Below are 14,772 nucleotides of genomic sequence, written 5' to 3' on the forward strand. Positions count from 1 at the left end.
TTTTTAAGCTATATTATTCTTTAAGTAATTAACATTTTCATTTGCCCATAAAATACGTCCATACCAATATCATAGCAGGCGACTGGAAGCGGCTGGCTGACTTTTATATCGAGGTATTCGGCTGTGAGCCGGTACCACCGGCACGCGACCTGCGGGGTGGCTGGCTGGATGATGGCACGGGCGTAAGTCATGCGCACCTGAGGGGGATGCACCTGCGGCTGCCCGGCCATGGGAAGACCGGCCCCACCCTGGAAATATATGCCTACGATAATATGCTGGAAAAAGAAAGTCCGGCTGCGAATCGCAAAGGGTTCGGGCATATTGCCTTTGCTGTGGATGACGTGGAGGATATCACTCAACGTGTGATAAATGCGGGAGGCGGGGCCTTAGGTAAGGTCGTGCAGCACGCGGTGAAGGGCGTGGGCCTGCTTACCTTCACCTACCTTACAGATCCGGAGGGGAATATTGTAGAAGTACAGCACTGGTCAGACGAAGCGTAGTCAGCCGCCCCTACCCTGCTTGTGCTTAGATAAGGGGCTGCCACTTCCATATACCTTATCTACCATCTACATAAAGTCATAAGGTTTCTCTCAAAGGTTTTTCTAACATGAGCAGGAAAACCTAATTGAATATGAAAGGACGCACCTTACTACTAGGGGCCGGCGTAGTGGTAGCCTGCCTCACTGCTTGTGATACCGACCAAGCCCCCTCTGATACTCCCCTACGGGACTCTCAACAACAGGTAATCAGGGAAGAGGTGCCTGCGCTGCTGGACAGCCTGGTGCCGGCCTTGCAGGCAGCGCATAACGTCCCCGCAGTAGGCATCGCTGTGGTGCGTGAGGGGAAGGTAGTACATGCCACTACCTATGGCTCTCACCAGGACGGCCGCCAGGCGCCACCCAATACGCTGTTTAATGTGGCGTCTATTACTAAACCGGTGACTACCATAACGACGCTGCGGCTGGTGCAAAGCGGCGAGTGGTCGCTGGATGAGCCGCTGCACTCCTGGTGGGTGGATGAAGATGTGGAGGCGGACCCACGCCACCGGGCGATTTCGACCCGCCACAGCCTCACGCACACCACAGGGTTTAAAAACTGGCGACGGATGGAGCCTGAAGGGCAACTAACGATACACAGTGAGCCGGGAAGCAGGTACCAGTACAGCGGCGAGGGAATGGAGTACCTGCGTAAGGCACTGGAAGCCCGGTTTGGCAAGGACCTGAATATGCTGGCGGATTCGCTGGTATTTACCCCACTGGACATGAAGGACGCTACGCTGGCATGGCTGCCGGATGAGGATACGGCCCGCTTTGCCTGGTGGTATGATAGTAACGGGCAAGCCTATGATGTGTCTTACGCTACGCCTGAGGTAAGTGCTGCGGATGACCTGATCGTTTCTGCAGGGGATCTGGCACACTTTGCTATCGGGGCCATGAAGCCGGATTTTATCGGAGACAGCCTATACGCAGAAATGATTACCCCCCAGGTAGCGATCCACGATAACGCCTCTATGGGACTGGGTTGGCAACTGGTGCAGGACTTGCCAGGCGGCCACTATTCCCTGAGCCATGAGGGTGGAGACAAGGGGGTAGCGACTATAATGGTGATGCTCCCGCAGGCAAATAGTGCCGTCATTGTACTCACAAATGGCGACAATGGCAGTATCATTTGCAACGAGGTGGTGAAGCAGGTGATACCTTTTGGTGAGGAGATCATCAGAAAGCTATCGTGGGGTGGCGAGATTCCCGAAGTGGTAACGGTACCTGATACCTTGCTGGACAGGTATGCCGGAGCGTACAGAACGAACCAGCAGACGGACCTGAACTTTACAAAGACGGCGAGGGGGCTGAAGATCAAAGGCCAGGGGGTGCCGACTATCGAAATTTACCCTTCGGCAGAAAACCGCTTTTTCCCTGCAGACTATGAGTTGTTCTTCGTATTTGAGGCTACGGACTCCGGCATGACGTTTAAGCTGCTTAACCAGGGTAATGCCATACTGGAAGGCACTAAAAAGAGGAAGTGATATCCATACCTCACTGGTATTATCAAACACATTAAAGAGTGGTCACCGGCCTGTCTTATTGATTATTTGTGAGTCAAAGCTGAGGGTATGACGATTTTGGCAAAACGGTTAAAGGCGTCTATACCAATGCATTCCGCTACATTAGATGCACAAACAATCAGTTATTTGTTATCATTATGATACCTTGAAATATCATTTTTTTAACAAAATTTGAATAAGCTTATACCTGACTGTGCATTTTAGGATGGAAGTGAATAAATTATTAAGACAATGCCGGTATGAGGCCGGTGGGTATTAATAAACAAACCTTCAACCCCATGGATAGCCAGCTTGACTTACATACCTCTCTTCAACCAGGGCCCATTCAATTTTCCCAAACGGTCACTACCGGACCCTGACCCTGCTGCGGCGCATCTGTTACTCTTATTCAACCTACTTTATTACCAGCTAATTCCTATCTATCATGTCCAAAAGGATATCGATCTTCATTTGCTTTATTTTATTGGCAAGCTTGTCCGCACGTACGCAGACCCTTAGGGTGTACACGGCTACAGGCACCCTGGCAGACACGCTTAGGATAAATGAAAACCTGACGCAGGCCCGTGCGGTGATCCGTAGCCAGCCGCAACAGGCGACGGCCCTGATCTCCGAAGCCCTGAGCCTATCGGAGGGCATTAATCACTACCCCAGTCAGATCAGGGTACGTATCCTACAGGGTACAAACTCCCTTTATAAAGGAGAATACGAGGCGGCTCTGGGTTACTTCAGGCAGGGCATCCAACTGGCAGAACTGCTGGATGATGAACTGAGCCAGGGCCGTATTTATAATAATATGGCTGTGATATACCGTAAGCAGGGCCATTATCCCAATGCACTGAAACTGTATATGAAGGCGCTTGGCTCGTTCGAAGCACTGAAGGATGATTTCCGGACAGCCCATGTACTCACAAATATTGCCAATGTCTATTCGGATAATGATCTCTATGAGGAGGCTATAGCTTACCATAAGCGTGCCCTGGCGATAATGGAAAGGCTGGGTAAGCAGATGGAGGCCGGGGCTATTCTGAATAACCTGGGTAACTGCTACTATGAAACGGACAATCCGCAGAAGGCACTGAAGGCCTACCGTGAGGCTTTTGCCATACGGCAGGAAATGGGTGATGGCCGGGGGACGGCTATTACATTACACAATATCGGTAACATTCAGTGTGATGAGAAAGCGTACAGTAGCTGCCTGGAAAGCTATCGTGAAGCGCTTAGGCTTGCCGTAGCGGTGGAGGATGCTTTCGGGATCAGCACTTACTCGGCGAGCCTGGGCAATGCCTACCTGATGACGGAACATATGGACAGTGCCCAATGGTACCTGGGGCAGGCACTGGAGATGTCACAACATATAGGGGCCAAATCCACTGAACTGGAAACGCTGCAGATGATGGCGAGGCTGGACTCAGCGCTGGGCAACTACAAAAGGGCTTTTGTGAATTACCAGCAGTATGCTGCACTGAAAGACTCTCTCTTTAACCTGCAAAATGCCCAGCAGATCACCAGGCTACAATCAGAATATGAGGTAAAAGCCAGGCAGCAGGAAAATCTGGCACTTAAATCTGAGGTTGTCCTTTGGAAAAAGCTGGCTTTATTTCTGTACCTGGGCATCATTGTGGTCTTTGCTTTATTTCTTGCCTACCGGGCATGGCTTAAAAACAGGAAAAAACAACAGGTAAAGGCTGGCGGTGATAAGCAGGAAAGCGCTGAAATGGCCGGCACTGAGGGGGTGGAGCAGGAGAAAGAGTCCGAACTGCTACGAAAAAAGCAGGAACTAAGTACGCTTCACCTGCAAATGATGCAACAGAACAAAACGCTTGGTGCGCTCCGCAGCCGGCTGCAAAAGGAGGAGGCCTCAGATGTGGCGGTAGCCCGGGGGCCTGCCCTGAAAGAGGTGGCGAGGGAACTGGACAAACTGATCAAGGGGGACGATAACTGGCAGAGCTTCCAGGTACACTTTGAGAGTATCCATACAGGCTTCTTCAAAAGACTGCAGGATAAGTTTCCGGGCCTTACCCTGAACGACCATAAGCTGTGTGCCTACCTGAGGCTGAACCTGTCTACCAAAGAAATTGCAAAATTACTACATGTCTCTCCCGCAGCCATTCAAAAATCGCGGCAAAGGCTGCGGAAAAAAATGAATCTTCAGGCTGAGTCAGACCTGTCTCTTATCCTGTCCAACATATAATTATGGCCGACCAAATGAATTAAAACGGGGACAAAGGGGATATGTCCTACCCTTGTCCCACCCCATGCAGGGGATGTCCGGCCCTTGTCCTACATGAAAATTTCGCTCCGTAGAAATGGTTTAGCAAGTTGCACTAAATCAATTTTTCTAAACCATAAATCACAACTATGGAGCTATGTAATTTTACCTATTCACTACTAAAACGGAGGCTGCTTAGCCTGGCGGTTTTGGGGCTGATATGCCTCACAGGGGCGGGACCTGCCCTGGCACAGGCGGGTGGCTTTATTTTCAAACTGCGCGATCAGCAGACGGGCCTTAATGTGGCCGGTGCTAAGGTATTCGTATACGATGAAGCTGATAAAAATGCTTCACCCCTTGCGATCTATGAGCGTGGCAATATGAATGTATCTCTGGAAGATGGCTACTACCGCTTTGTCATTAAGGCGCCGGGATATGACGACCTTGAAACGTACTTTAAATCGGAAGCTGGTCAGACACTGGAGGTGAAAGCTATGCTGGACCCTCGCTCACCTTCTTCTGAAATGTACAGGCGACTTTCCGAAAAGGGAAATGCTTCGGCAAGCCGGTCTGCTAATGAGTCTGTCATAGAGGGCTATGTAGGCGACAAAGAAACAGGCGAGCCCCTGCAGGGTGTACGGGTAGCGGTAGGTCCGCGTCAGGGTGTAACGAACGCCCAAGGATTCTTCCAAATCCGCATGCCTGCCCCTGAGCAGTCTGCGAAAGCTATAAATGATCCTGAACTGATGCCGGCGCAGGCTACACTGGTGATCACTAAAGAGGGCTACCGCCAGCACGAAGTGCAGGATTTCTTCCTGATGCCAGACACGCAGTCTTTCAAAATTGCACTGGAAAAAGGCAGCGCTGAAGGCCGTGTAGCACCAAGTACGGAAAAGTACCAGCATGGTATGTTTGCCGAAAAGCACGAGGATGAAGAGCCTGTCAAGGATTTCGGTTTCCGTAACCCGTTCATGAGCCAGCAGGCCTCAGCCAATACAGCCCCGCCCATGCCTACTTCTATCCGCATAGGTACCGGCTGTAATACGTCTTACTGTACGTGTACCGGCGTCATTGTACTCAACTTTGAGTCATACGTAGAAGCCGGACTGGACGATGAGTGGATCTCGGGCTGGAATGCCAACTCGCTCCGTGCCGGCGCTATTGCTTACCGTACATACGCTGCCCGCCACACGATATATCCTTATGCGAGCAACTATGATCTTACCAGCAATACCTGCCGCCAGGCTTATGGTTCTGCCTCATACGCAGCCACTATTAACGCGGCGCAGTATACCTCAGGTCAGGTACTGGTAAAGGGCGGTACCTTTGCCTTTTCAGAATACTCTGCCGAGAATAACGCCAAGGCTTGTGCTGACGGCTATGCGGGGGATAACAATGTATATGCCTGCTTCTCAGATGCTGTATGTGCCGGCTACAATCCGAACGGCCACGGCCGTGGCATGTGCCAGTGGGGCTCTGCACGCTGGGCCAACAGCGGCTACAGCCATACCTGGATTCTGGACCACTACTATAACCGTAACGGTATCTACCGGGCCACGGGTGGTTCTTCAGGAGGCGGGACCAATATTGCCACCAGTGCTTCTGTTTACTCACACTCTTCTGACTATGGCGCAGGCTACACAGCCTGGCAGGCTATCGATGGCAGGCTCGATACCAAATGGGTGTCCAATGGTGTGAACACCTACCAGGCGATGTACCTGAACCTGAACGGATACTTCAATATTAACAAGTTCGTGATCAAACATGCGGGCGCCAATGGCGAATGGTCTGCAATGAATACGGAGCACTATAAGATCTACTACTGGAGCGGCAGCAGCTGGGTAAGTGTAGTGGACTACTATAACACGCAGCAGCATAATGAGACCTCGCATAACGTGAGCCTATCGGCGCAGTATGTCTACCTGGAAATACTGGACCCGGGCGTGGACAATTACACACGTATACCTGAGTGGGAGATCTATGGCAGCAGTGGCTCCAGAGCAGAGCTACAGCCGCAGCCACCGCTTAATAACAGCCTGAGCTCGCTGATGGTCTACCCTAACCCGGCAGAAGATGAGCTGAATGTACGCTTCGGCACGCCCCGCCAGCAGCCTTACAGCCTCTCGATGGTAGACATTACGGGCCGCGAGGTATATACGGAAAGCTTTGACAATGCTGACAACAGCAGCAGCGCTTCTGTACGGGTTTCAAACCTGAAGCCTGGCATCTATCTGCTTACGGTAAGTGGTGCTGAAGGCACGGAGACTATCCGCTGCCAGGTAAAATAATTCAACCGCTATAATTCTTATTTATGAATCAATTGATAAAACATATATGTGGCCTGGCGCTGCTCCTGATCTCAGGAGCGGCCTTCGGGCAGAACGCAGCATTTACGCTGACCACTTCGGGCGACTCGCATATCTACTGGCCCTATGGCAGCTCACAGTTCAACTCCAAGACAGGTAGCTGGTGCTGTAACAATGGGGCCAGCGGGAGCTACTGCCCTACGGGTACGAATAACTGGCGGGTGACCAACGGCACAGGCTGTGGCTTTCACACAGGTGGCGATACCTATGCGGAGGACTGGCAGCGCGACACGCGCGCAAACACACTGAACCAGCCTGTGTATGCCCCCTTATCGGGCACTATTAAGGTAGCCCGCGATGTAGGGAACAGCTACGGTAACATGGTGGTGATACAGTCGGATGTAAACGCAGGCTTTGCCTTTATGGTGGCACACCTGAACAGTGACAATGTATACGAAGGCCAGTATGTATCGGTGGGAGACCTGATCGGTTATGTGGGTGCTTCCGGCGGCCAGGCTGTGGTGCATACGCATGTGGTGCTGTACAAAGGCATTACGGCCTCTGCACTGGAGAATCTGAAGTACGGCGCTACGCCTCCTTCTTATATGGCGGCTCCTTTCTACATGGATGCTGTAGGTGGAGGATCATCTTCCGGAACCAATCTTTCCGCTAATGCGGCTGTATACTCTCACACCTCTGACTATGGTGCAGGCTATACACCCTGGCAGGCGATAGACGGCTCTACGTCTACCAAGTGGGTATCTGACGGAGTGAACGCCACGCAGACGATGTACCTGAACCTGAACGGTAACTTTAACGTGACCAAGCTGGTGCTGAAACACGCCGGAGCGGGTGGTGAGTGGTCTGCCATGAATACGGAGCACTATGAGATCAAGTACTACAATGGCAGTAGCTGGGTGCAGGCGGTAAATCACTACAATACCTCACAGCAGAACATCACACAGCATACAGTAAACTTTAATGCCCAATATGTACTGCTGAGAATATACGATCCGGGCGTGGACAACTACACCCGCCTGCCTGAGTGGGAGATATGGGGCAGCGGTTCCGGTGCCAGAACGGCTGAGGTGCAGCCTCCGATGGACAAAATTGAAGCCTCGCAGCCTCTCATTACCTTATTCCCTAACCCGGTGCAGGACCAGCTAAGCATAAACTGGACAGGTGATAACCGTGATGGGGTAAAGATCGATATCATCAATACTTCCGGACAGGTAGTAAAAAGCATGAATGTAGATGAGCTGAATGGCAACAACGCGATCAATATGGACATCGCTAACCTTAACCCGGGGGTCTATCAACTGGCTGTTTCCGGTAAGGAGGGTAAAGAGGTAAGCTCTTTCGTGAAAAAATAACCCTCAGTTATGAGGAATAAATTTAGGTAAGTTAGTATACCCATTAGACAGATAGCCCGGCGCCTATGGTGCCGGGCTATTTATTTGTGGAAGCGTATGCCTGTGCTTCGTTCCTATGTAACCTGATTGGTTTTTGACTTTAATTGGCTACAAAGACTTCGGCCTGATGGGACTTTTAAAGCTCAGCAATGTATAATACGGTAACCCCTTGAAGTATTATTCTACTTTGAAGGACAAATATCAATACTACCCGTGTGATGCACTAATTCTTTCGTACTGAAAACGTAACCGGAGTCCACCCCGCCATTAAAATCAATGAGCCCACCAGTGGCATTAGCCATAATAGAATAGTTATATCCGGCTTTCTTTCTTATGATAAAACCAAAGCTTCTCTGTAATTCCCCTTCTTTCCCCACTACTTCATCAAAAATCAACCTATCGGTATCGAGAGGATCAAGCGAAGAAATGACCCTGGAAAGGGTGAAGGAAGTCACCTGATCATCATCAAGATCTTTCTCAGTAAATACGGGGATTTCATATATCATAAAGGTCACCCCCGTTATCCTGAATGGCACCTCTCCGATGTTTTTGATATTATACCTTCCTGAAATGGTGCATAAGGCGTTATCTTCTCCCCAGGCATCATTATTTGTGACGAGGGAGGTAATAGTAGTAGAAGCAATAGGAATGCTGCTTTTGCTCAGTTTAAGGTTCTTTAGCTCCTGCTCTTTGGTTTGTTTTTCGATAAAATTTGTTCCTGCCATCAGTATCCAGCAGGCTGAAATAACCAGTACTATATTCTGCACCCAAAACTTTGCTACCTCTACATTATCTTTATTAATCATTTATCAGACAATTACATTTAATCTAACCGGGACACATGGGTCCTGTATTACAATACGCGCAATTGCCTTAAACTAGCAAAAAATCATATAATACCTGCTAAGCCTTTGCTGCTTCGGGGCGTACGATCTTTTTGCCCCTGATAGCCACATAGATATCTTCCAGTATGAGGTAGAGGCTGGGTACTATGAGCAGGATAATGGTGGTGGCGAAGATGATACCGAAGCCCAGGCTGATGGCCATGGGGATGAGGTTCTTAGCCTGCTTAGAGCTTTCTAAAATAATGGGGGTCAGCCCGCCGAAGGTGGTGAGGGTGGTAAGCATAATGGGCCTGAAACGCCTTACGCCTGCCTCATGGATGGCCTCAAATACGGACTTGTCGCCCCGCCTTCTGTTTGCATAGTCGATCATGATGAGGGAGTCATTTACCACCACCCCGGAGAGGGCTATCACCCCCATGAGGCTTACGAGGGAAAGGTCATAGCCGAGCAGGATGTGACCAAGTACCGCCCCTACAATACCGAAGGGTATAGCGGCCATGACGATCAGAGGCTGTATATAATTACCGAAAGCTATGGCCAACAGGGCATATATAATGAGCATGGCCATGATAAATCCGCCGTACAGGCTTTGGGTACTTTCACGCATATCGGCCTGGCTCCCCTCAAAGCTCCAGGTGATACCGGGGTAGTCGGCGCGTAGCTGGGGCAGCACGTCGGTCTTGAGTGACTCCAGCACCTGTGATACGGTATTGGCTGGCTCCACGTCCATTCCTACGGTGACCACGCGGCGGCCATTGCGGCGGTTAATGCTGGTAAAGGCCTCACGCTGACGCACATCTACTACATCCAGCAGGGGTACGCTTACGCTGTCGGGGGTCTGGATGAGAAAGTCTTCGAGATTATAGAGGTCTTTGCGTTCTTCGTAGGGAAGCTTTACGCGCACTTCCACTTCATTATTTCCGCGTAGCTGGCGCATGGCAAGGGCCCCGAAAAAGGCATCGCGTACCTGCTGGCCGACGTAGCTGGGGGTAATGCCGAGGTTGCGCCCTTCGGGCAGAAGTTCGAAGTCGTACTGCAGTTTGCCCTTATTATAATTGTCGTTTACGTCGCGGGTGTTACTGAAGGACTTCATTTTTTCAGAAAAGGCCATACTGGCTGCTTCCAGCACTTCTATGTCGCTGTGGCTCAGGTCTACACTGATGTCCTGTGCATAGCCCCCGGGGCCCCGCTCGGCCTCAAAGGTGATCTGGTCCACGCCCTCTATGTCGCCGATCTCATCGCGCCATAGCTCGATCACTTGCTGGGCGCTCATATCACGCTGGTCGGGGTCTTTCATCACGATCTCCACATCGATGAAGTTCTGGTTACGCACGTTGGTTTTTACCCCCTCGGCCACCTGGTAGAGGTCATGCTCCTCAAACATGCGGAGGGTGGAGGTGGTGATCTCGTCGGCCACGCGGGCAGCCTGGTCAGGAGTGGTGCTTACAGGAAGGCTTACACCTGCTTCTATCTCATCGGCCGATACCTCGGGCATGAGGATCATGCCCATGTGATCGCTGTACCCGTAGCCGCCCACTACGAGCAGCAGGCCAAGGCTGGCGCTGAGGGTGATGTAGCGGTTATCGAGGCACTTTCGCAGAAAAGGGCGGTAATAGGTATCCACCAACCGCTCGAAGCCTTTGGCAAAGCGTTCCTGGTAGCGGGTGATGTACTTACCTATGTTCAGGCGGTCTTTCTTTTTGCTGTGGCCGAGGTGGCTGGGCAGGATAAAGAGCGCTTCAAACAGGGATACGGCCAGTACGATGATGACGACAGCGGGCAGCGGCCACCAGAACTTACCGGTGGTACCGGGTATGAACAGCAGGGGGATAAAGGCGATAATGTTGGTAAGGATACTGAATACCACGGGGCGTGAGATGTCGCGCGTACCGGCAATGGCGGCTTTGAGGGGGCTCATACCCTGCTGGCGGTATTCGTAGATATTCTCCCCTACTACCACGGCATCATCTACCACTATACCCAGCACGACAAGGAAGCCAAACATGGAGATCATGTTGATGCTGACATCAATAAGGGGCAGGAAGATCATGCCACCTATAAAGGCGATAGCCATGCCCATCATGACCCAGAAGGCCAGCTTATACTCAAGGAAAAGGGCGAGTATGATGAGTACGATGAAGATAGCCATGATGCCATTCTCCGTAAGCAGTGACAGGCGCTCGCGATAGTCTTCTGCGGCATTGCTGTCTATACGTATTTTAACGCCTTCGGGCAATGTTTGCTCGTATTCGTCCAGTATGCCCTGCACGGCTTCGGCAATCTCCAGGGGGCTCTGGCCACCTATCCGGTAGATGTCCAGCTCTACGGAAGGGGTCTGGTTAAACTGTGAGTGAAAGCCGGTCTCTTCGAAGCCGTCCCGTATGTTGGCCAGCTCGCCCAGGGTAACGGTAGCGCCGGAGGAGGAGGTAATGATCTCAATATTACCGAACTCTTCGGCCCACTGCTTACGCTCTTTCATACGCAGCAGTATCTCACCGGATTCGGTCTCGACAGACCCGGCTGGCACGTCTTCGCTCGAGCGGCTGATGAGGTCGGCCACCTGTCCGAGGGTAAGGTTGTACTCCCGCAGCTTGTTGCGGGGTATTTCCACGTGGGTGACGTACTCGGGGACATTGCCTATCTCCACCTGGGTAATGGACTCGTTATTGAGGAGGCGGTCACGCAGGCGTTCAGCGAGCTTTCGCAGGGTCCAGATATCTACGTTACCGTAGAGGCCCACTTCCATAACCGAGCGCTGCCGTGACTGCAGGCGCACTTCGGGCTCCTCTATCTCATCGGGAAAGGTGCGTATACGGGCAATGGACTGATCTATGTCCTGGAAGGCTTTCATACGGTCGGTACCGGCTACCAGCTCTATCGTTATTCTACCCGACCCTTCCTCGGCGGTACTGCTGATCTCTTTGATGCCCTGTACACCACGGATGGCCTCCTCCACCGGCATAAGGATACCCTGCTCTACCTCTGCGGGTGCAGAACCGGGGTATACGACGCTTACCTCTACCACATCGAGGGCAAACTGGGGGTAGACCTCTTTCTGTACGGAGTACATGGTCCAGGCACCTCCGCCGATCAGTATGATCATAAGCAGGTTGGCCACCAGCGGGTTCTTTGCCATGTAGGCGATGGGGCCCTTGATGTTCTTTGTTTCCTTATCTTCTATGTCCTTTGCCATGGTTAGCCTTCCTCCTGTTGCCTGTCCTCGTTTTCTTTCTTACTGGCGCGCTGGGTAGAGTCTGCCCGCATGGTGCTGTCTGTGCCTTCTGCCACGCGCAGGCCTGCGCCCTCGGTTACGGTGGTGAGGTTGGTGGCTACTACCCGGTCGTCCTCGCTCAGCCCCTCGCTGATGTAGGCATACGTGGCATCGGTAAGCAGCACCTCCGTTTCCCTTATCTGCAGCTTGCCGTCTTTCATCACCCATACGGTCTCATCCTCACGGAGGTAATCACGGTTAAGCCTAACTACATTCTCTACTTCCGTAGCTTGTATGCGGGCTTCCACAAAGCCATTGATCATAAGGCCCGGCACTTCGCTGTCTTTATTATAGGCGGTAGGATCGGGCACGGAAATGATGGCCTGCGCCAGGCGCGTCTGTCCATCCAGCGAACCCACCAGCTTATGCAGGTAGCCGGTACGGTAGACCCCTTCGGGCCAGGCATTACGGTTTCGTATCTTCACAGGAGAGCCTTGCTCTCCGGGAGAATCGGGGAAGTTAAGCCAGCGAAGTTTAGAGACGGGTATGTTTACGATGACCCAGTAGGTATCCATACCCACGAGCCGGCCGGTATTATCACCGGGGGCTACCTGGCTACCTTCATTTACACTTCTGGAAAGGATATGTGCATCAAAGGGTGCCCGGACGGTTGTACGCTCCAGGGCGAGCCGGGCCTGATTTACAGAGGCCCGCGCCGCCTTTAGCCGGGCCTGCACGGAATTAAGCTGTGGCTCGCGCAGGACCAGGTCGTTATCCCCCTCCGGTACGATGTCTTCCACCAGCTCCAGGTCTTTGCGGGCCACTTTCTGCCGGCCCTGTTCTATTTCCAGTTCAGCCTCTGCCTGCCTCAGGTCACTCAGCCGCAGTTCCAGTGCATTGCGGTAGTCGGCCGGGTCTATACGGTACAGCATCTCTCCTTTTTTGACATAGCCACCCGGCTCGAATGATTCGGATATGCTGAGTATCTCACCACTCACGCGCGGGCTGAGCCATACTTCTTTGGAGGGGCGCACAGAGCCGGTAACGACTATCTCCGGGCTAAAGCTGCCCCCTTCTACCCGTACCACATCCACGAGCATATCCGTCTGTTTCGTGGCCCCGCTACGCTCAGCCTCAGGCTCGGAGGTAAATATGATAAAGGTAGCCACGGCGGCTACTCCGAGTATGATGAGGCATATGATGAGGGTTTTCTTTTTGTTCATAATGGATATGGGGTCTATGGATCAGGACTCCTCAGATTCTATTCTTGTCTCAAAGCCGCCTGCGAGGGCACGATAAAGGGCAATGCGGAATTCCAGCAGTGCCAGCCGCGCTTCTACCAGGTCGCGGCGTAGCTGTTGTTCGGTATTCTGTGCGGTCAGTACATCCAGGTAGTCGCTGAAACCATATATGTATTCTACCTGCAACTGCTCATAGGCCCTGCGGGACAGTTCCACCTGTTTCAATATGATCTCGATACGTTCTTTCTGCTTTTGCTCCTGTACCAGTGCATCTTCTACCTCCCGGAAGGCTACCAGCACAGCCTGACCATACTGGTTCAGTTGTTGGTTCATTACGGCTTCGGTCCGGTCCACTTCGGCGCTAAGCCTGCCTCCGTAAAACAGGGGTGCGAGCAGGTTGCCACCCAGCGAATAGGCCCAGTTATTAAACAGGTTTTCAAAGTTATTTGACCGGGCCTGCAGGCTTGTGGTGATGGTAAAACGGGGGTACTGGGCGGTTACGGCCACAGCTACATCCCTGTCTGCCGCCTGCAGTTGTGCATAAGCCTGCCGGATATCCGGACGGCGTGTCACCAGCTCGGCCGGCAGGCCCGTCTCCGGTAGCGGTGGTGGTGAGGGCAGTGTATCCGGCTCATAGGCAATGGGCTGCCGGGGCGGACGGCCGAGCAATATAGCCAGGCGGTGCTCCAGCACGGCCACCCTGCTCTCTGCCCGTACGGCCAGGTCGCGGGTAGACTCCAGCAATTGCCTCTGGCGCAGCAGGTCTACGCCACGCACCATCCCACTGCGAAAGCGTGCGGCAATCAGTTCAAGTATCTTTTCATTGTTGGCTATCTGGTCTTCGGCGAGGCGAAGCTGTGTCCAGGCAGCCTGTAGCTGAAACCAGGTACGGACTACCTCGGCGGTAAGGGAGAGCGAGGCGGTGCGAAAATCCTGCAGCGTGGCCCGGGCCCGGTAAATCTCCGCGTCGCGGCTTGCCCGTATACGCCCCCACAGGTCCAGTTCATAGGCGGCATTAAAGCCCAGGCGTACGTTTTCACCCCCTACAAAGTCCGGCTCCGGGCGGCTGATTCCTCCCTGCGCTCCTGCATCTACCTGAGGGAAGAGGGAGGAGCTTTCTCTGCGCACCACTGCTTCGGCTGCTTCCAGCCTGGCATAGGCTGTTAATAAATTCAGATTGTCCTGCAGGGAAGTGTCAACCAGGGCATTGAGCCGCTGATCACCAAAAGCCTGCCACCAGCGGTCGGGCATGGTGGCCTCTCCGCTCAGGCTAAACGCCTCCGGCACCTCGGCCGGAACGTCTTTCTGAACAGGCTTGGGGGCACAGGCTGCAATAATGAAAAGTAAGAGACACAGGGGCCGGTTAAGGTATCGGAGTAGTAGGCCTGCAGATGTCCTACAGGATAAAAATAACCTTACGATGGCGTGTGTATTCATACCTTACAGAAAATGGTGTATGTATAGTTAAAATATAACCGCCACGGGG

The 14,772-nt window shown here is 52.5% G+C and carries 9 protein-coding genes; 5 read left to right on the forward strand and 4 right to left on the reverse strand.

What is annotated here, in order from left to right; genetic code table 11:
* The first annotated feature begins 41 nt into the window (after positions 1-41).
* The 5 genes from AB9P05_RS22100 to AB9P05_RS22120 all read left to right on the forward strand — a co-directional run bounded on the left by AB9P05_RS22100 (position 42) and on the right by AB9P05_RS22120 (position 7,950).
* Entirely contained in the window at positions 42-500 is a 459-nt protein-coding gene (locus tag AB9P05_RS22100) for a VOC family protein (RefSeq protein ID WP_371911014.1), read from the forward strand.
* Positions 501-631: 131 nt separating this feature from the next.
* Positions 632-2,023 carry a serine hydrolase domain-containing protein gene (locus AB9P05_RS22105; protein WP_371911015.1) on the forward strand — a complete coding sequence of 464 codons (1,392 nt, stop codon included), beginning with the start codon at positions 632-634 and terminating at the stop codon, positions 2,021-2,023.
* A gap of 463 nt (positions 2,024-2,486) precedes the next feature.
* Positions 2,487-4,253 (forward strand): tetratricopeptide repeat protein, encoded by a 1,767-nt coding sequence (locus tag AB9P05_RS22110; RefSeq protein ID WP_371911016.1) that lies wholly within the window; start codon positions 2,487-2,489, stop codon positions 4,251-4,253.
* Between the two features lie 167 nt (positions 4,254-4,420).
* Positions 4,421-6,559, forward strand: a complete 2,139-nt coding sequence (locus AB9P05_RS22115) for a T9SS type A sorting domain-containing protein (protein ID WP_371911017.1) — start codon at positions 4,421-4,423, stop codon at positions 6,557-6,559.
* Between the two features lie 23 nt (positions 6,560-6,582).
* Positions 6,583-7,950 carry a peptidoglycan DD-metalloendopeptidase family protein gene (locus tag AB9P05_RS22120; protein WP_371911018.1) on the forward strand — a complete coding sequence of 456 codons (1,368 nt, stop codon included), beginning with the start codon at positions 6,583-6,585 and terminating at the stop codon, positions 7,948-7,950.
* A gap of 221 nt (positions 7,951-8,171) precedes the next feature.
* Here the strand turns inward: AB9P05_RS22120 and AB9P05_RS22125 are convergent, their stop codons facing one another.
* From AB9P05_RS22125 to AB9P05_RS22140, 4 genes are all read right to left on the reverse strand, one after another.
* Positions 8,172-8,795 (reverse strand): hypothetical protein, encoded by a 624-nt coding sequence (locus AB9P05_RS22125; protein ID WP_371911019.1) that lies wholly within the window; start codon positions 8,793-8,795, stop codon positions 8,172-8,174.
* A 97-nt stretch (positions 8,796-8,892) separates the two neighbouring features.
* Complete coding sequence (locus AB9P05_RS22130) at positions 8,893-12,027, reverse strand: efflux RND transporter permease subunit (protein WP_371911020.1); 3,135 nt, start codon at positions 12,025-12,027, stop codon at positions 8,893-8,895.
* 2 nt (positions 12,028-12,029) lie between these two features.
* A complete protein-coding gene (locus AB9P05_RS22135; RefSeq protein WP_371911021.1) occupies positions 12,030-13,268 on the reverse strand; it encodes an efflux RND transporter periplasmic adaptor subunit in 1,239 nt (412 codons plus the stop codon).
* 21 nt (positions 13,269-13,289) lie between these two features.
* On the reverse strand, positions 13,290-14,723 hold the full coding sequence (locus tag AB9P05_RS22140) for an efflux transporter outer membrane subunit (RefSeq protein WP_371911022.1): 1,434 nt from the start codon (positions 14,721-14,723) through the stop codon (positions 13,290-13,292).
* Positions 14,724-14,772 lie beyond the last annotated feature (49 nt).

Origin of the sequence: Roseivirga sp. BDSF3-8 (genome assembly GCF_041449215.1) — a bacterium.
GTDB lineage: Bacteria > Bacteroidota > Bacteroidia > Cytophagales > Cyclobacteriaceae > JBGNFV01.